This window comes from Pseudomonas sp. LBUM1644 (assembly GCF_059716195.1).
Genome location: NZ_CP166812.1, coordinates 2,778,455 through 2,802,524 on the forward strand (window position 1 = coordinate 2,778,455; position 24,070 = coordinate 2,802,524).

General features: G+C 60.2%; 20 protein-coding genes. 11 read left to right on the forward strand and 9 right to left on the reverse strand.

The annotated features are described in order from the left end of the window. Positions 1-10: 10 nt before the first annotated feature. The 9 genes from ACA052_RS12580 to ACA052_RS12620 all read left to right on the forward strand — a co-directional run bounded on the left by ACA052_RS12580 (position 11) and on the right by ACA052_RS12620 (position 11,128). Positions 11-946, forward strand: a complete 936-nt coding sequence (locus ACA052_RS12580) for a quinoprotein relay system zinc metallohydrolase 1 (RefSeq protein WP_497649961.1) — start codon at positions 11-13, stop codon at positions 944-946. 246 nt (positions 947-1,192) lie between these two features. Further along, on the forward strand, positions 1,193-2,968 hold the full coding sequence (locus tag ACA052_RS12585; RefSeq protein WP_497649962.1) for a PQQ-dependent methanol/ethanol family dehydrogenase: 1,776 nt from the start codon (positions 1,193-1,195) through the stop codon (positions 2,966-2,968). A gap of 229 nt (positions 2,969-3,197) precedes the next feature. After that, positions 3,198-4,718, forward strand: coding sequence for an acetaldehyde dehydrogenase ExaC (gene exaC / locus ACA052_RS12590; RefSeq protein ID WP_497649963.1), 1,521 nt, complete (start codon positions 3,198-3,200; stop codon positions 4,716-4,718). Positions 4,719-4,971: 253 nt separating this feature from the next. Further along, positions 4,972-5,043, forward strand: a complete 72-nt coding sequence (gene pqqA, locus ACA052_RS12595; RefSeq protein WP_010455123.1) for a pyrroloquinoline quinone precursor peptide PqqA — start codon at positions 4,972-4,974, stop codon at positions 5,041-5,043. 55 nt (positions 5,044-5,098) lie between these two features. After that, positions 5,099-6,013 (forward strand): pyrroloquinoline quinone biosynthesis protein PqqB, encoded by a 915-nt coding sequence (gene pqqB, locus ACA052_RS12600; RefSeq protein WP_497649964.1) that lies wholly within the window; start codon positions 5,099-5,101, stop codon positions 6,011-6,013. Positions 6,014-6,151: 138 nt separating this feature from the next. Then, a complete protein-coding gene (pqqC, locus tag ACA052_RS12605) occupies positions 6,152-6,904 on the forward strand; it encodes a pyrroloquinoline-quinone synthase PqqC (RefSeq protein ID WP_497649965.1) in 753 nt (250 codons plus the stop codon). After that, positions 6,901-8,034, forward strand: a complete 1,134-nt coding sequence (gene pqqE, locus ACA052_RS12610) for a pyrroloquinoline quinone biosynthesis protein PqqE (RefSeq protein WP_497649966.1) — start codon at positions 6,901-6,903, stop codon at positions 8,032-8,034. Before pqqC ends, pqqE begins: the two co-directional genes overlap by 4 nt. 219 nt (positions 8,035-8,253) lie before the next feature. Beyond that, the gene (gene ercA / locus ACA052_RS12615) at positions 8,254-9,417 is read left to right on the forward strand and encodes an alcohol dehydrogenase-like regulatory protein ErcA (protein WP_497649967.1); all 1,164 of its coding nucleotides are present in this window, start codon (positions 8,254-8,256) and stop codon (positions 9,415-9,417) included. Beyond that, positions 9,401-11,128, forward strand: a complete 1,728-nt coding sequence (locus tag ACA052_RS12620) for a hybrid sensor histidine kinase/response regulator (RefSeq protein WP_497649968.1) — start codon at positions 9,401-9,403, stop codon at positions 11,126-11,128. The genes ercA and ACA052_RS12620 overlap by 17 nt, the downstream gene beginning before the upstream one ends. On the opposite strand, the gene ACA052_RS12625 is transcribed toward ACA052_RS12620, so the two are convergent. From ACA052_RS12625 to copC, 6 genes are all read right to left on the reverse strand, one after another. Beyond that, complete coding sequence (locus ACA052_RS12625) at positions 11,125-11,997, reverse strand: aldose 1-epimerase (RefSeq protein WP_497650314.1); 873 nt, start codon at positions 11,995-11,997, stop codon at positions 11,125-11,127. The genes ACA052_RS12620 and ACA052_RS12625 overlap by 4 nt on opposite strands. 126 nt (positions 11,998-12,123) lie before the next feature. Next, on the reverse strand, positions 12,124-13,014 hold the full coding sequence (locus tag ACA052_RS12630) for an SMP-30/gluconolactonase/LRE family protein (protein WP_497649969.1): 891 nt from the start codon (positions 13,012-13,014) through the stop codon (positions 12,124-12,126). A gap of 44 nt (positions 13,015-13,058) precedes the next feature. Beyond that, on the reverse strand, positions 13,059-13,877 hold the full coding sequence (locus ACA052_RS12635; protein ID WP_497649970.1) for an NAD-dependent epimerase/dehydratase family protein: 819 nt from the start codon (positions 13,875-13,877) through the stop codon (positions 13,059-13,061). Positions 13,878-14,141: 264 nt separating this feature from the next. Next, complete coding sequence (locus ACA052_RS12640; protein WP_497649971.1) at positions 14,142-15,437, reverse strand: OprD family porin; 1,296 nt, start codon at positions 15,435-15,437, stop codon at positions 14,142-14,144. A gap of 182 nt (positions 15,438-15,619) precedes the next feature. Continuing rightward, positions 15,620-16,477 carry a copper homeostasis membrane protein CopD gene (gene copD / locus ACA052_RS12645; RefSeq protein ID WP_497649972.1) on the reverse strand — a complete coding sequence of 286 codons (858 nt, stop codon included), beginning with the start codon at positions 16,475-16,477 and terminating at the stop codon, positions 15,620-15,622. 3 nt (positions 16,478-16,480) lie between these two features. After that, a complete protein-coding gene (gene copC, locus ACA052_RS12650; protein ID WP_497649973.1) occupies positions 16,481-16,843 on the reverse strand; it encodes a copper homeostasis periplasmic binding protein CopC in 363 nt (120 codons plus the stop codon). Positions 16,844-16,983: 140 nt separating this feature from the next. Between copC and ACA052_RS12655 the strand changes: the two genes are divergently transcribed. After that, complete coding sequence (locus ACA052_RS12655) at positions 16,984-17,604, forward strand: TetR/AcrR family transcriptional regulator (RefSeq protein ID WP_461972317.1); 621 nt, start codon at positions 16,984-16,986, stop codon at positions 17,602-17,604. A 101-nt stretch (positions 17,605-17,705) separates the two neighbouring features. Here the strand turns inward: ACA052_RS12655 and preA are convergent, their stop codons facing one another. The 3 genes from preA to hydA form a co-directional block, all read right to left on the reverse strand. Further along, entirely contained in the window at positions 17,706-18,980 is a 1,275-nt protein-coding gene (gene preA, locus ACA052_RS12660) for an NAD-dependent dihydropyrimidine dehydrogenase subunit PreA (protein WP_497649974.1), read from the reverse strand. Beyond that, entirely contained in the window at positions 18,981-20,348 is a 1,368-nt protein-coding gene (locus ACA052_RS12665; protein WP_497649975.1) for an NAD(P)-dependent oxidoreductase, read from the reverse strand. It lies immediately after the preceding gene. A 189-nt stretch (positions 20,349-20,537) separates the two neighbouring features. Further along, positions 20,538-21,977 carry a dihydropyrimidinase gene (hydA, locus tag ACA052_RS12670; protein WP_497649976.1) on the reverse strand — a complete coding sequence of 480 codons (1,440 nt, stop codon included), beginning with the start codon at positions 21,975-21,977 and terminating at the stop codon, positions 20,538-20,540. 549 nt (positions 21,978-22,526) lie between these two features. Here hydA and ACA052_RS12675 point away from each other — a divergent pair. Beyond that, a complete protein-coding gene (locus tag ACA052_RS12675; RefSeq protein WP_497649977.1) occupies positions 22,527-24,011 on the forward strand; it encodes an NCS1 family nucleobase:cation symporter-1 in 1,485 nt (494 codons plus the stop codon). Positions 24,012-24,070: the final 59 nt, after the last annotated feature.

Consider the following 24,070-nt stretch of genomic DNA (forward strand, 5'->3'; position numbering starts at 1 on the left):
GGAGCGTGTCATGCGCTGGATGCTGTTTTTGTTGCTGGGCCTGAGCCTGCCGGCCCTTGCCGACCTCGACTACGTGCTCAAGCCCCGACAGATCGCCGAAGACACCTGGCTGCTGGAGGGCAGTACCGACAATTTCGCCAAGGCTAACGGCGGCAACATCGTCAACACCGCGTTCATCGTCACCGAGCGCGGCGTGGTGGTGATCGATACCGGACCGTCGAAGCGCTACGGCGAAGCCATGCGCAAGGCCATTGCCGCGACCACCGACAAACCGGTGATTGAGGTGCTGCTGACCCATCATCACCCGGACCATGTGCTGGGCAATCAGGCCTTCAGCGACGTACCCATTGGCGCGCTGGCAGGCACCACTGAGTTGTTGCATCAGCAAGGTGATGCGATGGCCGAGAACCTGTATCGGCTGGTGGGGGACTGGATGCGCGGGACTGAAGTGCTGTTGCCGACCGAAACGCTGACGCCCGGCGTGCGAAATTTTGGGAATCACGAACTGCGCCTGCTGAGCCTGGGTGGGCACACCGGCGCGGATCTGGCTATTCTCGACCAGCAAACCGGCGTGCTGTTTGCCGGTGACCTGGTGTTTTATCAACGGGCACTGACCACGCCCAACAGCCCGGGGTTGTCGGTGTGGCTGGCGGACATCGCGACCCTTCAGGGCTTGCCGTGGACGCTGGTCGTTCCGGGCCACGGACCGGTGGCCACGGATGCAAAACCCTTCGCGCAGATGCGCGACTACCTGACCTGGCTCGACCAGCTCATGCGCGACGGTGCCGCCCACGGCAGCGACATGGCCGAGATGATCCGCAGCCCTGTCCCCGAGCGGTTTTCCGGGATTAACCTGACCCGATATGAACTGATCCGCAGCGTCAGCCACCTGTATCCGCGTTACGAGCGTGCACAGATGACCCGAGTCGACTCACATCGACTGTAGGAGCGAGCTTGCTCGCGATGGTGTATCTGTCGACATCAACGCAGCTGACACACCATCGCGAGCAAGCTCGCTCCTACAGGGCGCTGGTATTGATCGCAAATCCAGCATTCATCACCTCCGACCCCGTACTAAGGGATTAGCAATCTCAGCACTGCGGGCAATTGTTGAAAGGGCGTCGGCGCCCAAGAATCTGCACCTGACCGGGAAAATTCCCCGGGTATAACAAAAACCGCAGAGGTAGCCGTCATGACCCAACCCGCACGTCGCCAACCCTTCGTCTTGAGTGTGCTGCTCAGCGCCATGCTGTTGTCCGGCTCGACATTGGCTGCCGTCAGCGATCAGGACATTCTCCAGGACCCCAAGAATCCGGAGCAGATCGTCACCAACGGTCTGGGCGTCCAGGGTCAGCGCTACAGTCCGCTGGACACCCTCAACGTCGATAACGTCAAGGAGCTGCGGCCGGTCTGGGCCTTTTCCTTTGGCGGTGAAAAGCAACGCGGTCAGCAAGCGCAGCCGATGATCAAGGACGGCGTGATGTACATGACCGGCTCCTACTCGCGCGTGTTCGCGGTGGATGCACGCACCGGCAAAAAACTCTGGCAGTACGACGCACGCCTGCCCGATGACATCCGCCCGTGCTGCGACGTGATCAACCGTGGCGTGGCGCTGTATGGCGACCTGGTGTTCTTCGGCACTCTCGACGCCAAGCTTGTGGCCCTGAACAAAGACACCGGCAAGGTGGTGTGGAGCAAGCAGGTCGCCGATCACAAGGAAGGCTATTCCATTAGCGCTGCGCCGTTGGTAATCAACGGCAAACTGATTACCGGCGTGGCCGGTGGCGAGTTCGGTGTGGTGGGCAAAATCTCGGCTTACGACCCGAAAAACGGCGATCTGCTGTGGGTCCGCCCGACCGTCGAAGGCCACATGGGCTATGTCTACAAAGATGGCAAGGCGATAGAGAACGGTATCTCCGGCGGTGAAGCCGGCAAGACCTGGCCCGGCGATCTCTGGAAAACCGGCGGCGCGGCGCCGTGGCTGGGCGGTTACTACGACCCGGAAACCAATCTGCTGCTGTTCGGCACCGGCAACCCGGCGCCGTGGAACTCGCACTTGCGCCCTGGCGACAACCTTTACTCCTCATCGCGCCTGGCGCTGAACCCGGACGACGGCACCATCAAGTGGCACTTCCAGAGCACGCCTCACGATGGCTGGGACTATGACGGCGTAAACGAACTGGTCTCGTTCAACTACACCGAAGGCGGCAAGGAAATCAAAGCCGCGGCCACCGCCGACCGTAACGGTTTCTTCTACGTGCTGGACCGCACCAACGGAAAATTCATTCGTGGTTTCCCGTTCGTCGACAAGATCACCTGGGCCACCGGCCTGGATAAGGATGGCCGGCCGATCTACAACGAAGCCAGTCGCCCTGGTGCCCCGGGCACTGAAGCCAAAGGCAGTTCAGTGTTTGTAGCGCCTGCGTTTCTCGGCGCGAAAAACTGGATGCCGATGGCCTACAACAAGGACACCAAGCTGTTCTACGTGCCGTCCAACGAGTGGGGCATGGACATCTGGAACGAAGGCATCGCCTACAAGAAAGGCGCAGCGTTCCTGGGTGCCGGTTTCACCATCAAGCCGTTGAACGAAGACTACATCGGCGTACTGCGCGCCATTGATCCGGTCACCGGCAAGGAAGTCTGGCGCCACAAGAACTACGCGCCGCTGTGGGGCGGGGTGCTGACCACCAAGGGCAACCTGGTGTTCACCGGTACGCCGGAAGGTTTCCTCCAGGCCTTCAATGCCAAGACGGGCGAAAAGGTTTGGGAATTCCAGACCGGCTCCGGTGTACTCGGCTCGCCTGTGACCTGGGAAATGGACGGCGAACAGTACGTCTCGGTGCTCTCGGGCTGGGGTGGTGCGGTGCCGCTGTGGGGCGGCGAAGTGGCCAAGCGGATCAAGGACTTCAACCAGGGCGGGATGCTCTGGACCTTCAAGTTGCCGAAAGACCTCGTGGCCAAACATTGACCACCGCACAACCCTTGTAGGAGCGAGCTCGTTCGCGAAAAACCGGAGACCGCCGCGGCGTGTCAGGTTGCCAGCGTCAGCGTTGATGACCATCGCGAGCAAGCTCGCTCCTACTACCAAATAACGAGAGTCCCCCTGCCAACGGCGCATTCGTCTGGCAGGCGGGGCTCTCTACTATCGATTCATCGCCTGTTTGCCCGACAGGCATCGACCCAGACTGAGGCTCACCATGATCTACGCACAACCTGGCACCCCCGGCGCCGTCGTTTCCTTCAAAGCGCGCTACGGCAATTTCATCGGCGGCGAGTTCGTCGCCCCGGTCAATGGCGAGTACTTCACCAACACCTCGCCGGTTACCGGTGAAGTGATCGCCGAGTTCCCGCGCTCCAGCGCCGTCGACATCGAAAAAGCCCTCGACGCGGCCCATGCCGCCGCCGATGCCTGGGGCAAGACCTCTGCGCAGGATCGCTCCCTGGTGCTGCTGAAAATCGCCGACCGTATCGAGCAAAACCTGGAAGTCCTCGCAGTCACCGAAAGCTGGGACAACGGCAAAGCCGTGCGCGAAACCCTGAACGCCGACGTGCCGCTGGCTGCCGACCATTTCCGTTACTTCGCCGGGTGCATTCGCGCTCAGGAAGGCGGCGCCGCCGAGATCAATGAGCTGACCACCGCCTATCACTTCCACGAGCCGCTGGGCGTGGTCGGGCAGATCATCCCGTGGAACTTCCCGCTGCTGATGGCCGCCTGGAAACTCGCCCCGGCCCTGGCCGCTGGTAACTGCGTGGTGCTCAAACCTGCCGAGCAGACGCCGCTGTCGATCATGGTGTTCGCCGAGCTGATCGTCGACTTGCTGCCGGCCGGCGTGCTGAACATCGTTCAGGGCTTCGGTCGTGAAGCCGGTGAAGCGCTGGCCACCAGCAAGCGCATCGCCAAAATTGCCTTCACCGGCTCCACCCCGGTGGGCGCGCATATCATGCATTGCGCCGCCGAGAACATCATTCCAAGTACCGTCGAACTGGGTGGAAAGTCGCCGAACATCTTCTTCGAAGACATCATGAACGCCGAGCCGCAGTTCATCGAAAAAGCCGCTGAAGGTCTGGTGCTGGCGTTCTTCAACCAGGGGGAAGTCTGCACCTGTCCGTCTCGAGCGCTGGTGCAGGAATCGATCTACGAACCGTTCATGGCCGAGGTCATGAAGAAGATCGTCAAGATCAAGCGCGGCAATCCGCTGGACACTGAAACCATGGTCGGCGCCCAGGCGTCCGAGCAGCAGTACGACAAGATCCTCTCGTACCTGAAAATTGCCCAGGAGGAGGGCGCCGAGCTGCTCATCGGCGGCGCGGCAGAGCGTCTGGAAGGCGACTTGTCCACGGGCTATTACATCCAGCCGACGCTGCTCAAGGGCCACAACAAGATGCGTGTGTTCCAGGAAGAAATCTTTGGCCCGGTGGTGGGTGTCACCACCTTCAAGGACGAAGCCGAAGCCCTGGCCATCGCCAACGACAGCGAATTCGGCCTTGGCGCCGGTCTGTGGACACGCGACATCAACCGCGCCTACCGCATGGGCCGGGCGATCAAGGCCGGGCGCGTCTGGACCAATTGCTACCACTTGTACCCGGCCCATGCCGCCTTTGGTGGCTACAAGAAATCCGGTGTCGGCCGTGAAAACCACAAGATGATGCTCGACCACTATCAGCAGACCAAAAATCTGCTGGTGAGCTACGACATCAATCCGCTGGGGTTCTTCTAACCCTGTATCAAAAAAGTCATCGGCTCTACACCGCCCCTGTAGGAGCTGCCGAAGGCTGCGATCTTTTGATCTTGAAAATCAAAAGATCGCAGCCTGCGGCAGCTCCTACAGGGGTTCGTTATGTTCTGGCAGGACCCTTTCACCCCCTACCAACGCACGCCGCCACCTCCTTCGAAAGTAGCATTCGGGTGCCTGGCGGCTCGTGCATTAATGGCTTTACCGGAATTGCCCGGCACAAGAAGAGGCTTGACCCATGTGGAATAAACCCGCGTTTACCGATCTGCGCATTGGCTTTGAAGTGACGATGTATTTCGCCAACCGTTGATTGTTCACCCGGCCAGCCGTTGCGTTGGCCGGGCCTGCCTCCTGGAGCATCGCCCATGCACATCCGCGTACTCGGTTCCGCCGCTGGCGGTGGTTTCCCGCAATGGAACTGCAATTGCCGCCAGTGCACGGGTGTGCGCGATGGCAGCCTGCGGGGGCAACGTCGCACGCAGTCATCCATTGCCCTGAGCGACAACGGCGTGGAGTGGGTGCTGTGCAATGCTTCACCGGATATCCGCGCGCAACTCGAGGGTTTCGCGCCCCTGCAACCAGCACGGCGATTGCGCGACACGGCGATTGCCGGTGTCGTCCTGATCGACAGCCAGATCGACCATTGCACCGGCCTGTTGAGCCTGCGCGAAGGTTGCCCGCACTCGGTGTGGTGCACCGACCGGGTTCACCAGGACCTGAGTAGCGGCTTCCCGTTATTTCCCATGCTTGAACACTGGAACGGCGGCTTGCAGTGGCAGCCCATCGGCCTCGACCGCGAACCGTTCAGGATTGCGGGCTGCGAGCACCTGCAGTTTCGGGCGATTCCCCTGGTCAGTAACGCACCGCCGTACTCGCCGAATCGCGGTAACCCGCAACCCGGCGACACCATTGGCCTGTTTATCGAAGACCTGCGCAGTGGCGCTTCGCTGTTTTATGCGCCGGGCCTGGGCCAAGTCGATGACGAAGTGTTGAGCTGGATGCAACGTGCCGATTGCTTGCTACTGGACGGCACGTTGTGGCGCGACGACGAGATGCGCGTGTGCGAAGTCGGCCAGAGTCTGGGCAGTGAGATGGGGCACCTGTCGCAGAGCGGGCCCGGCGGCATGCTTGAGGTGCTGGAGGGTTTCACGCGCCAGCGCAAGGTGCTCATCCATATCAACAACACCAACCCGATCCTGGATGAAGACTCGGCGGAGCGCGCGTTGCTGGAACGCCGTAGCATCGAGGTGGCGTTTGATGGCATGGACATCGTGTTGTAGCGGATGGCCCTTTCGCGAGCAAGCCCGCTCCCACAGGGGACTTGTATACGCAACAGATCCACTGTGGGAGCGGGCTTGCTCGCGAAAGGGCCAGACCAGACACCGCACAATCCACCGGTTGTTCCCCGGAGAACAGCAATGACAGACTCACCCATGACCCCCATTGAATTCGAAGCGGCCCTGCGCGCCAAAGGCGCCTACTACCACATCCATCACCCCTTCCACCAAGCCATGTACGCCGGCCGCGCCACCCGCGAACAGATTCAGGGCTGGGTCGCCAACCGCTTTTATTACCAGGTCAACATCCCGCTAAAGGACGCCGCCATCCTCGCCAACTGCCCGGACCGCGAGATGCGTCGGGAATGGCTGCAACGCATCCTCGACCACGACGGCGTCCCCGGCAGCGAAGGCGGCATCGAAGCCTGGCTGCGCTTGGGTGAAGCAGTGGGACTGGGTCGCGAACAGATGCTTTCCCAGGCGCTGGTGTTGCCGGGCGTGCGGTTCGCCGTCGACGCCTACGTCAACTTCGCTCGCCGCGCCTGTTGGCAGGAAGCTGCGAGCAGTTCGCTGACCGAATTGTTTGCCCCGCACATCCACCAATCCCGGCTCGACGCCTGGCCGACGCATTACCCTTGGATCGATGTCGCCGGTTACGACTATTTCCGCACGCGCCTGGGTCAGGCGCGGCGCGATGTCCAGCACGGTTTGCGTATCACCCTCGGGCATTACGTCACGCTCGAAGGCCAGCAGCGCATGCTGGAGATCCTGCAATTCAAGCTCGACGTGCTCTGGAGCATGTTGGATGCCATGAGCATGGCATACGAGCTGGAACGGCCGCCGTATCACACGGTCACCCGCGAAAACGTGTGGCACCGGGGGATTTCCCTGTGAGCCTGATCGATCAAGCACCCGGTCCACCGCTCTGGCTGTTGGCGGAGCTGACCTACCGCTGTCCGCTGCAATGCCCTTACTGTTCCAACCCGCTGGATTTCGCCCAGTCGGGGGAAGAACTGAGCACCGAAGAATGGATTCGCGTGTTCCGCGAGGCGCGGGAGATGGGCGCCGCGCAACTGGGGTTTTCCGGTGGCGAGCCGCTGGTTCGACAGGACCTGGCACAGCTGATCAAAGCCGCCCGGGGCATGGGCTACTACACCAATCTCATCACTTCCGGCATCGGCTTGACCGAGCAAAAGGTCCGCGACTTCAAGGTCGCCGGGCTCGACCATATCCAGATCAGTTTTCAAGCCGCCGATGAGGCCGTGAACAACATGCTCGCCGGCTCGCGCAAAGCCTTCGCGCAGAAGCTCGCCATGGCCCGCGCGGTGAAAGCCCAGGGTTACCCGATGGTGCTGAATTTTGTGACCCATCGGCACAACATCGATCAGATCGCGCAGATCATCGACTTATGCCTGGAGCTGGAGGCAGATTTCGTCGAATTGGCCACCTGCCAGTTCTACGGCTGGGCCGAACTCAACCGCGTCGGTCTGTTGCCGACCCGCGAACAATTGCAGCGCGCCGAGCGCATCACCAACGAATACCGCGAGCGCCTGGAGGCACAGGGACACCCGTGTAAGCTGATCTTTGTCACCCCGGACTATTACGAAGAGCGCCCCAAGACCTGCATGAACGGTTGGGCCAATCTGTTTCTCGACATCACCCCGGACGGCACCGCACTTCCTTGCCACAGCGCCCGGCAGTTGCCGGTGCAGTTTCCCAATGTGCGCGAGCACAGCCTCTCGCACATCTGGAACGACTCGTTTGGTTTCAACCGCTTTCGCGGCGATGACTGGATGAAAGAACCCTGCCGCTCCTGCGATGAAAAGCACAAGGACCTCGGCGGCTGCCGTTGCCAGGCGTTCATGCTGACCGGCGACGCCGCCAATGCCGATCCGGTGTGCAGCAAGTCTGCGCACCACGGTGTAATCCTCAAGGCCCGCGAGGAAGCTGATGCGCCGGGGCAGGGCATGGAACACCTGACGTTGCGCAACGAGAAGGCCTCGCGATTGATTTATCGCGGATAGGACGCTACGTACTTCCCTTGTGGGAGCGGGCTTGCTCGCGAAAGCGGTGTGTCAGTCGGTATTGATATTGACTGGCCCACCGCCTTCGCGAGCAAGCCCGCTCCCACAGTTGATCTGCGGTGGATACAGGAACCCGCTACCCCATTGGTCTGATTGCATTCGCAGCCGGATGGGTTAGTGTGGCTTTACCTTTCAAAACAATAAAAAACAGGCTTTCCAATGAGCCAGAGTCTCAGCCAGCTGCGTAAATTCGTTTCACCTGAAATCATCTTCGGCGCCGGCTGCCGGCACAACGTCGGCAACTACGCCAAGACGTTTGGCGCCCGCAAGGTCCTTGTGGTCAGCGATCCCGGGGTGATTGCCGCCGGTTGGGTCGCCGATGTCGAGGCCAGCCTGCAAGCCCAGGGCATCGACTACTTCTTGTATAGCGACGTTTCGCCCAACCCTCGGGTCGAAGAAGTCATGCTCGGCGCCGAGTTGTACCGGGAAAACCATTGCGACGTGATCGTGGCCGTCGGCGGCGGTAGCCCGATGGATTGTGGCAAAGGCATCGGCATCGTCGTCGCCCACGGGCGCAGCATCCTTGAATTCGAGGGTGTGGACACCATCCGCGTGCCCAGCCCGCCGCTGATCCTGATTCCGACCACCGCCGGCACCTCGGCGGACGTCTCGCAATTCGTGATCATCTCCAACCAGCAAGAACGCATGAAGTTCTCCATCGTCAGCAAAGCGGTGGTGCCGGACGTGTCGTTGATCGACCCGGAAACCACCCTGAGCATGGATCCGTTCCTCTCGGCGTGTACTGGCATCGACGCGTTGGTGCACGCCATCGAAGCCTTCGTCTCCACCGGTCACGGGCCGCTGACCGATCCCCATGCACTTGAAGCGATGCGCTTGATCAACGGCAACCTGGTGCAAATGATCGCCAACCCGACGGACATCGCCCTGCGCGAGAAAATCATGCTCGGCAGCATGCAAGCCGGGCTGGCGTTCTCCAACGCGATCCTCGGCGCGGTGCACGCGATGTCCCACAGCCTCGGCGGGTTTCTCGACTTGCCCCACGGCTTATGCAACGCGGTGCTGGTGGAACACGTCGTCGCGTTCAACTACAGCTCGGCGCCGGATCGCTTCAAGGTGATCGCCGAGACGTTCGGCATCGACTGCAGAGGCCTCAATCATCGACAGATTTGCGCGCGTCTGGTTGAGCATCTGATCGCCCTCAAGCATGCGATCGGCTTCCATGAAACCCTCGGCTTGCACGGGGTCAGCACGGCGGACATTCCGTTCCTCTCCCAACACGCCATGCACGACCCGTGCATTCTCACCAATCCGCGCGAATCCAGTCAGCGTGATGTCGAGGTCGTCTATGGCGAAGCGCTCTGACGAGCAACAACGGGCGCTGGCCGGGTTACTGGGATTAGGCAGTCACTCGGCGCGCAAGAGCCATTACCCGGAACTGGCGGCGCGCCTCGACGAACTGGAGGCCGAGCGCAATCGCTACAAATGGCTGTTCGAAAACGCCGTTCTCGGGATCTTCCAGGCGAGCTTGCTTGAGGGCATGCGCGCCGCCAACCCGGCGCTGGCGCGGATGCTCGGCTACCACGACCCGCAAGAGGTGCTGTTCTCCCTGGCGGACCTGGCCAGCAACCTGTTTGTCGGCGGTGCAGCGGAGCTGGAAAACATTGGCGAAATCCTCAGGCACCAGGGCAGCTTGCACGGTTACGAAACGCAACTTCGGCGCAAGGATGGCAGCAGCCTCGACGTGTTGATGAACCTGCTGCTCAAGCCCGATCAGGAAGGGCTGGTGGAAGGCTTTGTCGCCGACATCACCGAACGCAAACTGGCCCAGCAACGCCTGCAACAGCTCAATGACCAACTGGAGCAGCGCGTCACCGCGCGCACCGATGAATTGCTGGAAGCCAACCGCAACCTGCAACAGCAGATCACCCAGCGTGAACAAGTCGAACAGGCACTGCGCGATGCCCGTGACGCCGCCCAGGCTGCCAATCGCAGCAAAGACAAATACCTCGCCGCCGCCAGCCACGACCTGTTGCAACCGCTCAACGCCGCGCGCTTGCTGATATCGACCTTGCGCGAACGCAAACTGCCCGACGTCGAACAGGTGCTGGTGGAGCGTACGCACCAGGCGCTGGAAGGGGCGGAAGATCTGCTTACCGATCTGCTGGATATTTCCCGGCTCGATCAGGCGGCGGTCAAGCCGGACGTCGCGCTGTACCGTCTCGACGAATTGCTCGGGCCGCTGGTCTCCGAGTTCCAGTCAGTGGCACAAGCGGCCGGCTTGAACCTGCGGGTGCACATGGGCGATTACGCCGTTCATACTGATTTGCGCTTGATGACCCGTATCCTGCGCAACTTCCTCAGCAACGCCTGCCGCTACACCGACGAAGGCAGCATCCTGCTGGGCGCGCGACGTCGTGGCGAGATGCTGCGCCTGGAGGTCTGGGACACCGGGCGTGGGATTGCATCGGATCGTCTGGATTCGATCTTTCTCGAGTTCAACCAACTGGACGTCGGTCGCGCCGCTGACCGCAAGGGCGTCGGCCTCGGGTTGGCGATTGTCGAACGGATCGCGAAGATTCTCGACTACAGGATTCAGGTTCATTCGTTGCCGGGACGCGGTTCGATGTTCAGCATCGACGTGCCGATTTCCCATGAGGTTCCGCTGCCCATCAGTCTGGCGGCACCGCAGCCTGGCACGGGCAATCCGTTGCCGGGCCGGCGATTGCTGGTGCTGGACAATGAGGTGAGCATCCTCGAAAGCATGAGCGCGTTGCTCGGGCAGTGGGGTTGCGAAGTGGTGACCGCCACCGATGAAGCGTCGGCGTTGCTGGCGTTGCAGGGGCAGGCGCCAGAACTGATTCTGGCGGACTATCACCTTGATCACGGGATCGTGGGCTGTGAGGTGGTGAGGCACTTGCGCAAGCATTTCAGCCAGACGATTCCAGCGGTCATCATCACCGCCGACCGTACCGACCAGTGTCGGCGCTCGCTGCAACGACTCGAGGCCCCGTTGCTGAATAAACCGGTGAAACCCGGCAAGTTGCGCGCGGTGCTCAGTCAGATGCTGGGTTAGCCCAGTTCGCGATAGTGCAGGCTGAAACCCAGTTCAGTGGATTGACCTTGCTCCAGCAAACGCAACCCCGGACGGCCAGGCAAGTGATGCGCATTGACCGGATGGCTCACCGGTTCAATACAGAAAAACGCCAGGCCCACCGGGCAGTAGAGCAGGTAGTAATCGCTGCCGCTGGCCTGGCATTCCAGTTCATAACCGAGGTCGGGTTGCTGGATCAGGCAGTGGCCATCCCATTCGCAGAAACCGTTGTCGACCAGCGTCTCGGGCAATCCCTTGAGCTGCTGGAAATCCCATTCAACCGGTAACGAATCAAGTCGGGTCGGCAATTTGGTGGCGTCGCATAACCAGACTTGCCGGGCCTGGGCCTGCAACCTTGTGTTGGCGGTGCGCGGAAAGTAAGGATGCAAACCGAGCCCGTGCCAGGCCGCATTTTCAGCCAGGTGGGTGACTTGCAAATCGATGCTGAGCTTGCCGTCGTGCAAATGAAAACGTTGCGTTGCGCGATAGGCGAAGGGCGTCACGCTGTGGAGTTGCAGGACGACTTCATTCGGCGCCTGCGAAACCACTCGCCATGGCTGTTGCCAGGCGCTGCCGTGAATCGGTAGCGGATCGGTGAGGCTGTTGGGCGGGAGTGCGAGCCAGCCTTCGGGGCAGTCGAAGCCGCCTTCGGCAATTCGGTTCGACCATGGCGCCAACGGATAGCAACCGAGTTTGCCCGGCAGACCGGTGTTGAGCGCGTGGGCATCGCTGTGACGCAACAACGGCTGGCCGGTGCTGCGTACGGTCCAGTTGACGATGCTTGCCCCGGTTTCAGGCGCGAGGGTGAGGTGGGTGAGATCGTCTTCCAGTTCGATGAGTGTCATGGTTATTCATCTTGCGTTGAATGGATGAACAGATCGCAGCCTGCGGCAGCTCCTACCAGGTTCGGGTACATCCGCAATATCACGGTGTGCGCGGTCAATGTAGGAGCTGCCGAAGGCTGCGATCTTTTGACGTTAGCCATTGTTGAACAATGGCTCAGGCAAACCTGTCACGCCGGGATCCAGCGCAAACACCCCACCCGCCAGCGACTGTTCATCCTGGTCGTCACCGGGGCGGATCGAGGTCACGAACAAGGTGTCCAGTCGACTGCCACCGAAGGCGCACATGCTCGGTTTTTTGACCGGCACGGTAAGCGACCGATCCAGTCGACCGTCAGGGGTAAAACGATGAATCAACCCGGCGTCGTTGGCGCAGATCCAATAGCAGCCGTCGGCATCGACGGCGGCGCCGTCGGGGCGCCCGGGAAACTGGGTCATGTCGACAAACACCCTGCGGTTGGAGGGCGTACCGCGCTCGATGTCATAGTCGAAAGCCCAGATCTGCCGCGACAAGGGATGGGAGTCCGATAGGTACATGGTTGTCCCGTCCGGGCTGAAGCCCAGGCCGTTGGGCACGATAAATCCGCTGAGCTGAGCGTCGACGGGCCCGCGTTGTCCGGCACTGTAGCGATAAAGCGCGCCATCAGCGGCGTTGGCACCCATGTTCAGCACCATGCTCCCCGCCCAGAAGCGGCCCTGGCGATCGCAGCGTCCATCGTTCAGGCGCATGTCGGTGCGGGCATGGTCGACGTGGGCCAGCAGATCGCTGTCGAGGTTGCCGTCGTTGTGCGGGCGCAGGTGAAAAAAACCACTTTCCATGCCGGCCACCCAGCCGCCTGCGCTACTACGTGTGATGCAGGCGAGCATCTCCGGCGCAATCCAGGTGTCGACAATGCCACTGTCGGCACGCCAGCGCTGGAGTGCTCCGGCAGGAATGTCGACCCAGTACAAGGCGTTTTCCTCGGGGACCCAGACCGGGCTTTCACCGACCGCGTTGCGGGCATCGACAATCAATTCGGCTTGCATGGCAACCTTGTGTTCAAAGTGGAAATCAAGTGCAACGCGGTGACTCAGTCGCCGAACGGGCCAGACGCGACAAACGCACCACCCTGATAAACCATGGCCGGGTCATCGGCGGCCGGCATTGGTTGGGCTTCGATTTTATCGCGGAATACTTCAGAGCTGTCCTGTGGCTGGTAACCGAGGCTGGTGGCGTAGCGGTTGTCCCACCAGACGTTCTTGTTGTCGGACGCGCCATAGACCACGGTGTGGCCGACGTTCGGCGCAGACAGCGCGCGTTCGATCAATTGAGTCAGGTCGCCGAAGCTTAGCCAGGTACTCATCATGCGGCGGTTTTGCGGTTCCGCAAAGGACGAGCCGATGCGGATGCTGACGGTCTCGATGCCGTAGCGGTCGAAGTAGAAACTGGCCATGTCTTCGCCGTAGGACTTGGACAAGCCGTAGTAGCTGTCCGGACGGCGAGGGGAGCGAGCGTCAATCACTTCATCCTGTTTGTAGAAACCGATGACGTGGTTGGAGCTGGCGAAAATCACGCGCTTCACGCCATGACGGCGCGCGGCTTCGTAGATGTGGAATACGCCGCAGATGTTGGCGCCGAGGATTTCCTCGAACGGGCGCTCAACCGACACGCCGCCGAAGTGCAAGATGGCATCGACGCCTTCGACCAGTTGATGCACGGCTTGCTTGTCGGAAAGGTCGCACGTCACGACTTCTTCGCGATCATCGATGGCCGGTGCGAGGTCGGCAATATCCGACAGGCGAATCACCTTGGCGAGCGGGCGCAGGCTTTCGCGCAGCACTTTACCGAGGCCACCGGCGGCGCCGGTCAGAAGCAGGCGATTGAAAGGGGCTGTAGGAGTAGTGGTCATGGTAGTCCCTGGAGCGCAATTTATTGTTGTTGAGTTCGTTGTAGGTTGTCGTACGACTAGATCAAAGTATCGTTAGGGTGTCCGGGTTTTGTCAACGCAACATTGGCAGGAAATGACGGAGGGCATCTGCGGCAGTCCCTGTAGGAACGAGCTTGCTCGCGATGGACGTCAACGATAACGCGTATTTTCTGGATAAACGCGGTGCCCTTCAGTCCATCGCGAGCAAGCTCGCTCCTACAGGTGAGTAGTCAGCCTGCGAGGCTCTTACAGCAACGAAATCGGGTAGCTGATAAAAATACGGTTTTCATCAAATTCGTTGGTACTGAAGTTCTTGCGGATGCTCGCGTTGCGCCATTTGACGTTGAGGTTTTTCAGCACGCCGCTCTGCACGGTGTAGGCCAGTTCCGATTCGCGGCCCCATTCCTTGCCGTCGGTGATCGCCCCGGTGTGCACGTTATCGCCGCTGATGTAGCGGTTCATCAGGGTCAGGCCGGGAATGCCGAGGGCCACAAAATTGTAGTCGTGGCGCAACTGCCAGGATTTTTCCCGGGCGTTGTCGTAGCTGGAGTTGTAGCTGTCGTTCGCCAGGGTGCCGCCACTGGTGCCGTTGACCCGCATCCAGACATCGTCGCCGGTGAGTTTTTGCAGGCCGACATAGAAGGTGCTGCCGCCGTACTTGGCCGAGAGCATGGCGAATGCGGTTTTGTTATCGAGGTCGCCGGCCAGTGCGCTGCCATTTTCCTTGCCGTTGAAGAACCCGAGGTTGGCGCCCAGCGTCCAGTCACCGAGCGGCTGGCTGTGGTTGAGGTTGAAATACTGCTGCTGGTAAATATCGCTGAGTTCCGCGTACCAGACGCCAACCTGGGTGTGCTTGTCGTTGAAGGTGTATTCACCGCCGCCAAAGTTGAAACGGTCCGAGGTGAAGGCCGCCGATTTGCCGTTCATGAACATGTCTTCCATGCTCGCGTCGTTGCGCGGGCTGTTCTGCCGGAACTGGCCGCCATAGAGCGTCAGGCCGCTGATCTCGGTGGAGGTCACCTGGCCGCCGCGGAAGGTTTGCGGCAGGGAACGGCCGTCATCCGAGCGCAGGATCGGCAGCACCGGCATCCACTCGCCAACCTTCAGTTCGGTTTTAGAGACCTTGCCTTTCAGTGCCACACCGAGGCGGCCGAAGTTGTCGGCAGGGCGGCCGTCATCGTGAATAGGCAACAGTTGCGTGCCGCCGGTACCTTTACCACCGTCGAGTTTCTGCGAGTACAGGCCGAGTACATCGACGCCGAAACCGACGAAGCCTTGGGTGAAGCCGGACTTGGCGTCGAGGATGAAGTTCTGCGTCCACTCTTCAGCCTTGCCTTGTGGGTAGGCCGGGTTGATGTAGTTGCGATTGAAGTAAGCGTTACGCAGGTTCAGCGTAGCTTTTGCGTCATCAGTGAAGCCTTCGGCATGACTCGACATTGGCAAGGCAAGTGCCAGGCCACTGCAACCAATCAGGCTTAGGGTATGACGGCGTACGAAGTTCGGGCGAGGGGTGCAGACGGAATTGCGGACGAGCTTGCTCACAGTAACGCTCCCTTGGTGCTTTTTGTTTTTATAGTTGTCATACGTCGTCGTACAACATTGGGGGCGATTATTTGCGAGGCGTTCAGGGGTTGTCAATCAGAAGTTGTACGACGACATTGATTTCGGATCAGCAGCTTAAGATCAAGAGATCGCCGCCTGCGGCAGCTCCTACAGGGGATCGTTCAGCCTGCGATCATGGGGGGCATGGTTCCCAACAGTGAAACCGCCGCCACCGCGCCCATCCCCAGAAACCATTCCAGGATTACGCTGGCCCGCAAGGTCGGCAGGCGTTGCCCGTTGTCCCTGACCTGCAACCGATTGAACAGTGCCAGGCCCAACATCACGCCGACCAGCGACACCTTGATCAGCAGAATCAACGCGAACCCGGTCAGCAACGGCGTCGGCCAAAAGGCCCCGGTCAGCACCCGTACGTTGATCAGTCCGGTCAACACCAACCCCGCGACCAGGGCGTAACCGACACCGCTGAAGCGCCGCAGGATTTCACCGACGGCATGGCCGTCAGGTTGACGCAGGACCATGACCAACAGCATCAGCCCGCCGAGCCAGGCGCCGACGCAGATCAGGTGAATGATTTGATTGAGGATCAGCAACTGGCCGCTCAGACCATCCAGCATCGCGCCGTGGCCGACCGGGGCAAGGGTGGCCAGCAGAAGGCCGGCAAGGCCCATGCGCAGCGGGAAGTTCGAACGCCATGGCGACAGCAACAGCGCCACCAATAACCCATTGATCAGCAAATGCCAGCGCCAGACCTGACCGAAAAACGTTTTGCCCAGCACCAGGCTTAACGTCGACGGCTCGAATGCCGAGTTCCAGGTCCCGGCCATGCTGGCGGTGATCAGCAGCAACCAGCAGACGCCGCTGACCAGCGCCACTGCACAAAGCCAGCGGGCGATACGTCCCAGCGGTTGCTCCAGCGCTGTTTCACGGCCAAACAGCAGAGGCCTGAACATCCAGGCCCCGAACAGCATCAGCACCACGGTGAAATGCAGGAAACGACACAACACCATCGCGCTCGTCATGAATTACTGGCCGACCTTGAAGCTATAGGCGCCTTCGCTTTTGTGGGTATCGACCGAGACCGCATGCCATTCGACTTTGTAGGCGCCCGCTGCCAAAGGCGCGGCTGGCGTGACGACCAGGGTTTTCCTGTCGCTGCCCTCGGTGGCCAGGCTCTTGACCGGCACCTCGGCCCCGTCCTTGCGGATCGTGACCTTGCTGAAGGTCGATTCAACGCCTTCGGAAAACACCAGGCGCAGTTCCGATGGGGCGCTCACGGTGCTGTCGGCGGCGGGTGTCTCGCTTTTCAGATGGGCGTGGGCAAATACCGACGAGGCGGCGAGGAGCGAGCCGAGCAGTGCAGCGGTGGCCAGGGTTTGCTTGAGCATCGTGGAATACCTTTGAGGCAGGTGCTTGGATGGGGTGAGTTTAGCGTCGAGAAGCCGTGTGTACGAAGTTTCGTTTTCCCCAGTCGCCGCAAGGTAGAGCGGATGCTAGTCTTGGCCAACGCTGTAGTCAGGGAGCCCTCATGGGCAATCACAAGATCGAGATTCGTCGCAGTAACGTCGAGAAAATTTTGCTGGGGGCCGAGAAGGTCTTTGCCGAAAAAGGTTTTGGCGGCACGGCCATGGCCGACATCGCCGCCGAAGTGCAGCTGCCGCGCTCCAACCTGCATTACTACTTCAGCACCAAAAGCGAATTGTACAGCGCGGTGTTGTTCGATCTGCTGGAGGTCTGGAAGCAGGACGCATTGTGCTTCGAGATGTTCGACGACCCGCGCGTGGTGCTCAGCAGCTACATCCGCGCCAAGATGAACCACTCCCGCAGCCGCCCTTACGGTTCGAAGGTCTGGGCCAATGAAATCATCCACGGCGCGCCGACCCTGGGTGAGAAACTGGACGTCAGCCTGTACGACTGGGCCAAGATGAAAGAAGCGAAAATTCGCCAATGGGTGGACGACAAACGCATCCTGCCGGTGGAGCCTTCGAGCCTCCTCTACATGATCTGGGCCTCGACCCAGCATTACGCTGACTTTGATCACCAGGTGAATATTCTGAACGATCACCAGCCGCTGTCGGACATGCAGTTTGAGCGGGCGGTGCAGACGGTGACGAGTGTGATATTGCGGGGGATTGGGTTGGAGCCCTAGATCAAAAGATCGCAGCCTCGTTTCACTCGGCAGCTCCTACAAGGATTACGTGTACCTGTAGGAGCTGCCGAGTGAAACGAGGCTGCGATCTCTTTAAAAAGTCAAACAGCTACATGGTACGGATTCCTCGGATCATGATTCCAGTCCAGAAACGGCTTGCCGTTCTCCATCGGCACCATCTCGATACAGTCCTGCACCGGGCACGTGATCTGGCACAGGTTGCAGCCCACACATTCGTCATCGATCACTTCGTATTTATGGGTGCCGTCCGCCTGCTTCAGGGTCGCAACCGCCTGGTGCGAGGTGTCTTCGCAGGCGATATGGCAGCGACCGCAACCGATGCAAGCCTCCTGGTCAATCTTCGCAATCACCTGGTAGTTGATGTCCAGGTACTTCCAGTCAGTCGTATTGCCCACCGCACGCCCGGTAAACTGCGACACGCTGCTGTAGCCCTGACTGTCCATCCAGCGAGACAAGCCGTCCTTCATCTCCTCGACAATCCGGAAGCCGTGCAGCATCGCTGCCGTGCACACTTGCACCGAACCGCTGCCCAGCGCGATGAACTCTGCCGCGTCGCGCCAACTGCCGATGCCGCCAATGCCTGAGATCGGCAGGCCTTGGGTCTGCGGGTCACGGGCGATTTCAGCGACCATGTTCAGCGCTATGGGCTTCACCGCCGAACCGCAATAACCACCATGGGTGCTTTGGCTGCCGACCATGGGATTGGCGACCATGCGTTCCAGATGGACGCTGGTAATCGAGTTGATGGTGTTGATCAGCGAAACGGCATCGGCCCCACCTCGGTGGGCCGCGCGGGCGGCGACGCGGATGTCGGTGATGTTGGGTGTGAGCTTGACGATCACCGGCAATGAGCAATAGGTCTTGCACCAGCGAGTGACCTGCTCGACATATTCCGGCACCTGGCCGACCGCCGCGCCCATGCCGCGTTCCGGCATGCCATGCGGGCAACCGAAGTTCAGCTCGATGCCATCGGCACCCGTGGCTTCCACCAGCGGCAGGATGTACTTCCAGGATTCTTCGACACACGGCACCATCAGCGACACGATCAACGCACGGTCTGGCCAGTCCTTTTTGACCTGGGTGATTTCCCGCAGGTTGATCTCCAGCGAACGGTCGGTGATCAGTTCGATGTTGTTGAAGCCCAGCACCTCACGGTTGGCGCCGAAGTGCGCCGAATAACGCGACGACACGTTGACCGCCGCCGGGTCCTCACCCAGGGTTTTCCAGACCACACCGCCCCAACCGGCCTCGAAGGCGCGCACCACGTTGTAGGCCTTATCGGTGGGCGGCGCGGAGGCCAGCCAGAACGGATTCGGGGCTTTGATGCCGGCGAAGACAATCGAGAGATCGGCCATTTACGCAGCCTCCACGTTGAGCATGAGTTGGGCGTTGATGGCTTCGGCGGCCAGTTTGCCGTGCTGCACGGCTTGCACGGTGAGGTCCTGATCGAGGCTGGTGCAGTCACCACCGGCATAGACACCGGGGATGCTGGTGCACAGGTGTTCGTCGACCTGGATGCGCTCCCCCTGACGCTTGAGTTCCCGGGCCAGCGGGTCGGCGAGGGCGCTGCTGTCGAAGGCCTGGCCGATGGCTTTGAAGATGGCATCAGCGGCGAGTTCGAAGGTTTCTCCGGTGGTTTGCAGGCGACCTTCGACCAGTGTGGTGCGAGCGAAACGCATGCCACGTACCTGGCCCTGATCGTCGAGCAACACTGCTTCGGGTTGTGCCCACGTCAGCAAACGCACCTGATTGGCCTTGGCGATGTCCTGTTCGTGGCCGGTGGCGCCCATGTCCTCGACACCACGGCGGTACACCAGATTGACGTCGCGAGCGCCGAGGCGCGCCATTTGCACGGCCATGTCGATGGCGGTGTTGCCGGCCCCGAGGACGATGCAATGATCGGCCAGCGGCAGCTGCGTAAGGTCATCGGCCTGGCGCAGTTCGCGAATGTAATCAGTGGCGGCGACTAATCCGGGCGCCTCTTCATGGGGTAGGCCCAATTGTTTGCTGGCGTTGAGGCCGAGGCCGAGGAACACGGCGTCGAATTGCTGATGCAGTTCGCTCAAGGTCAGGTTCTCGCCGAGCTTCTGTCCGTGGCGGATTTCAATGCCGCCAATCTCCAACAAAAAACCAAGCTCCTGCTGCGCGTAGTCATTCACCAGTTTGTACTTGGCGATCCCGTATTCGTTGAGGCCACCGGCCTTTTCCCGAGCCTCGAAAATCACCACGTCATGACCGTGCATCGCACTGCGATGAGCGCAGGACAACCCGGCCGGACCGGCGCCAACCACGGCAATGCGCTTGCCGGTTGCGGCGGCGCGCTGGAACGGGTGTTCGCTGAAGTGCGCGTTGTCCACGGCATACCGCTGCAACAGACCGATCAGCACCGGCGCGCACTCATGATCATTGTTCCGCACGCAGGCTTGCTGGCAGAGAATTTCCGTCGGACAGACCCGGGCGCAACTGCCGCCAAGGATGTTCGCCGAGAGGATTTTCTGCGCCGCGCCCTGGACGTTTTCCTGATGGATATTGCGGATGAACGACGGAATGTCGATCTCGCTCGGGCAGGCATTTACGCAAGGAGCGTCGTAGCAGTACAGGCAGCGCGAGGCTTCCAGGTGCGCCTGACGGTCGTTGAGAGGGGGCGCCAGGTCGGTGAAATGGCCGGCGAGGGCGGCCGCATTCTCGTTGGAATGCGGGAGGTGGTTCAGGGTCTTGATCACGGTGTTGGCCTCACGGTTATTGAGGTACTGCCTCTGATGGGCATTGGTTGAATCGTGCTTGGTCCCTGTAGGAGCTGCCGCAGGCTGCGATCTTTTGATCTTGATCTTAAAAAGCAAGATCAAAAGATCGCAGCCTTCGGCAGCTCCTACAGGGATCGCATTTCAAGTGTGGGAGCGAAGGCCTCGATCTCAGCGTTTCACAGCCGTTGGCTTGTTCATCTCAGCCCGCTTGCTCAACAAATCAAACACCGCCGGATACGCCGGCCGTTCGACATACCGCCCCGCACCACGCTCAGCGCGCAGATCGCCATCGGCCCACACCACTCGACCCTGGCTCACGGTATGACTGGGTACACCGCGCACGGTCTTGCCTTCAAAGATGTTGAAGTCGACTTGCTGGTGATGCGTCTTCGCCGAAATCGTCCGCGTACCCTCCGGGTCCCACAGCACCAGGTCTGCATCGGCGCCCACGCGAATCGCGCCTTTGCGCGGGTAGAGGTTGAAGATTTTCGCGGTGTTGGTGGAAGTGAGCGCGACGAAGTGCTGCATCGACAACCGCCCCGTGTTCACCCCTTCATCCCACAGCACCGCCATGCGATCTTCGATACCGGCGGTGCCGTTGGGGATTTTGCTGAAATCGTCACGGCCCGCGGCTTTTTGCTCGGCGCAGAAACAGCAGTGGTCGGTGGCCGTGGTGTGCAGGTTGCCGGATTGCAGGCCATGCCAAAGCGCTTCCTGATGGCCACGAGGACGGAAGGGTGGGCTCATCACATAACCGGCGGCGGTCTGCCAGTCCGGGTGTTGATAGACGCTGTCGTCCAGCAGCAGATGCCCCGCCAGTACTTCGCCGTAAACCTGCTGGCCCTTGCTACGGGCGTAGGTGATTTCGTCGAGGGCTTCCTTGGTCGAGACGTGCACCAGGTACAGCGGCGTGCCGAGGGTTTCAGCGATGCGGATGGCCCGACTGGCCGCTTCGCCTTCCACTTGCGAAGGCCGCGACAGGGGATGCGCTTCCGGCCCGGTGATGCCCTGCGCCATCAACTTGCGTTGCAGGTGATAGACCAGCTCGCCGTTTTCCGCGTGCACGGTCGGCACCGCGCCGAGTTCCAGGCAGCGCTCGAAACTCGCCACGAGGGTGTCATCGGCCGCCATGATTGCGTTCTTGTAGGCCATGAAGTGCTTGAAACTGTTGACCCCGTGCTGGCTGACCAGCTCGGCCATTTCTTCGCGGACCTGCTCGCTCCACCAAGTGATCGCAACGTGGAAGCCGTAGTCCGATGCCGACTTCTCGGCCCAGCCGCGCCACTGGTGAAAGGCCTCCATCAGCGATTGCTGCGGATTGGGTATCACGAAATCAATGATGGACGTCGTGCCGCCGGCCAAGCCGGCAGCCGTGCCACTGAAAAAATCTTCACTGGCCACCGTGCCCATGAAGGGCAGTTGCATGTGGGTGTGGGGGTCGATGCCTCCGGGCATCAGGTATTGGCCGCTGCCGTCGAGCACTTCGGCACCTGCCGGGACATCAAGATGTTCACCGATGGCTTTAATCACGCCGTCAGCGCAATAGACGTCGGCGCGAAAACTTTCATCATGGGTAATAACGGTGGCGCCACGGATCAACAGAGACATTCCGAGTTCCTCGCAGGCAATGACCGACTTGTGTCGGTTCTAAATGTTTTATATGACGCCAACGCAAACAGGTGTATTCCTGTCAACGCTGTCAGGAATAGAAGCTAGTCTGAGTTTAAGGAATGATCAAGAATATTTTTTATATGCTTATAACTGTGATAACTAACTGATAAATAACGATTAAACGTAATAATCACCAAAATGGTTCGACCGCTCACCATTTTGACGCACTTGACAGGTTCCAAAAATAGACGAAATTTCCTATGTGAAATCAGCCGCTTGAGGATGGTCTAAGGTTGATGCGCAACTTTGAAAAAAGATCGATGCACCAGATTGAGTCCTGACTGTTCGGACAACTTGCCTGGCCTTTAGCCTGAGTGAACAGACAAGTCACCGTGGACTTACTGGGTAAACAAATAAAATTGATAAACATCAGTTGGTTGCAAAGTTTTATGGAACTGCCCGATGCGCAAACGGGGAGCCCGGCACGCTTATTGATGCCGACTGCCCTGATGAGCAAAAAATAATTCAAAGAACAGTGGAGCGGCCATGCAACAGATCAGATCGCAAGTGACCGAGCGCGACGGCTTGTTTGAGCTCGAAGCCGGAAGTGACGTCCTCGACAGTCCCCGTTACAACCACGACATGGCACCGACCAAGGTGCACGAACGAACCTGGAACAAATGGCACATCACCGCGCTGTGGATCGGCATGTCGATCTGCGTGCCGACCTACACCCTTGGTGGCGTACTCACCGCGTATTTCGGCCTGAGCGTGGGCGAAGCCTTGCTGGCGATTCTGTTCGCCAACCTCATCGTATTGATCCCGTTGACGTTGAACGCATTTGCCGGCACCAAATACGGCATTCCGTTCCCGGTATTGCTGCGCTCATCGTTTGGCATCCTCGGCTCCAACGTGCCGTGCCTGATCCGGGCGCTGGTGGCGTGCGGCTGGTTCGGCATCCAGACGATGTTCGGTGGCCTGGCCATTCACCTGTTTCTGGGGTCTATTTTCGAAGGCTGGAAATCCCTTGGCGGCACCGGTGAAGTGATCGGCTTCATGATCTTCTGGGCGCTGAATTTATGGGTGGTATTACGGGGTGCCGAATCGATCAAGTGGCTGGAAACACTCTCGGCGCCGCTGCTGGTATTGGTGGGCGTGGGTCTGTTGATGTGGGCGATGCCGAACGTGTCGATGACCGAGTTGTTGGCGATTCCGGCCAAACGTCCGGAAGGCGCCAGCGTCGTTAGCTACTTTGCTGCCGGGCTGACCGCGATGGTCGGGTTCTGGGCCACCTTGTCCCTGAACATTCCGGACTTCAGCCGCTACGCCAAGAGCCAGAAAGACCAGATCCTCGGGCAGATTTTCGGCTTGCCGCTGACCATGTTCCTGTTCGCCTCCCTCGGTGTGGTGATGACGGCCGCGTCGGTCAAACTGGTGGGCGTTACGGTCTCTGATCCAGTCACGTTGATCGGTCATATCCAGAGCCCGGTGTGGGTCGCCGTGGCGATGGCGCTGATCATCATCGCCACGCTGTCCACCAACACGGCGGCGAACATTGTTTCCCCGACCAACGACTTTCAGAACATCGCGCCGAAGGTGATCAACCGGACCAAAGCGGTATTGCTCACGGGTTTGGTGGGGTTGCTGCTGATGGGCCATGAGCTGCTGAAAAAGCTTGGGTTGATCGTCTCCGACGTGAGCCTGGAAACGGTTTATTCCAACTGGCTGCTGGGCTATTCCAGCCTGCTCGGGCCGATCGCCGGGATCATGGTGGTGGACTATTTCCTGATAAAGAAACAGCAACTGGACCTGGCGGGGTTGTATCGAGATGACGTTTATCCGGCGTGGAACTGGTTCGGGTTCATCGCCTTCGGTGTGCCGGTGGTGCTGACGTTGTTGTCGCTGGGCAGCAATGCGTTCAGCTGGTTCTACAGCTATGGCTGGTTCACCGGCTCGGCGCTGGGTGGGGTGATTTATTACGGGTTGTGCTCGATGCGTCCGAACCCGTCTGTAGCGAAATCTGCGGTGTGAGCACTGGCTTCTTCGCGAGCAAGCCCGCTCCCACATTTTGAAATGCATTCCCCCTGTGG

Excerpts from the sequence above, each read along its gene's own strand:
- hydA (WP_497649976.1), bottom strand. The coding sequence starts at position 21,977 with ATGTCTCTGTTGATCCGTGGCGCCACCGTTATTACCCATGATGAAAGT.
- ercA (WP_497649967.1), top strand. The coding sequence starts at position 8,254 with ATGAGCCAGAGTCTCAGCCAGCTGCGTAAATTCGTTTCACCTGAAATC.
- ACA052_RS12635 (WP_497649970.1), bottom strand. The coding sequence starts at position 13,877 with ATGACCACTACTCCTACAGCCCCTTTCAATCGCCTGCTTCTGACCGGC.
- ACA052_RS12620 (WP_497649968.1), top strand. The coding sequence starts at position 9,401 with ATGGCGAAGCGCTCTGACGAGCAACAACGGGCGCTGGCCGGGTTACTG.
- pqqC (WP_497649965.1), top strand. The coding sequence starts at position 6,152 with ATGACAGACTCACCCATGACCCCCATTGAATTCGAAGCGGCCCTGCGC.
- ACA052_RS12580 (WP_497649961.1), top strand. The coding sequence starts at position 11 with ATGCGCTGGATGCTGTTTTTGTTGCTGGGCCTGAGCCTGCCGGCCCTT.
- preA (WP_497649974.1), bottom strand. The coding sequence starts at position 18,980 with ATGGCCGATCTCTCGATTGTCTTCGCCGGCATCAAAGCCCCGAATCCG.
- copD (WP_497649972.1), bottom strand. The coding sequence starts at position 16,477 with ATGACGAGCGCGATGGTGTTGTGTCGTTTCCTGCATTTCACCGTGGTG.
- ACA052_RS12585 (WP_497649962.1), top strand. The coding sequence starts at position 1,193 with ATGACCCAACCCGCACGTCGCCAACCCTTCGTCTTGAGTGTGCTGCTC.
- exaC (WP_497649963.1), top strand. The coding sequence starts at position 3,198 with ATGATCTACGCACAACCTGGCACCCCCGGCGCCGTCGTTTCCTTCAAA.
- ACA052_RS12630 (WP_497649969.1), bottom strand. The coding sequence starts at position 13,014 with ATGCAAGCCGAATTGATTGTCGATGCCCGCAACGCGGTCGGTGAAAGC.
- copC (WP_497649973.1), bottom strand. The coding sequence starts at position 16,843 with ATGCTCAAGCAAACCCTGGCCACCGCTGCACTGCTCGGCTCGCTCCTC.
- pqqB (WP_497649964.1), top strand. The coding sequence starts at position 5,099 with ATGCACATCCGCGTACTCGGTTCCGCCGCTGGCGGTGGTTTCCCGCAA.
- ACA052_RS12655 (WP_461972317.1), top strand. The coding sequence starts at position 16,984 with ATGGGCAATCACAAGATCGAGATTCGTCGCAGTAACGTCGAGAAAATT.
- ACA052_RS12675 (WP_497649977.1), top strand. The coding sequence starts at position 22,527 with ATGCAACAGATCAGATCGCAAGTGACCGAGCGCGACGGCTTGTTTGAG.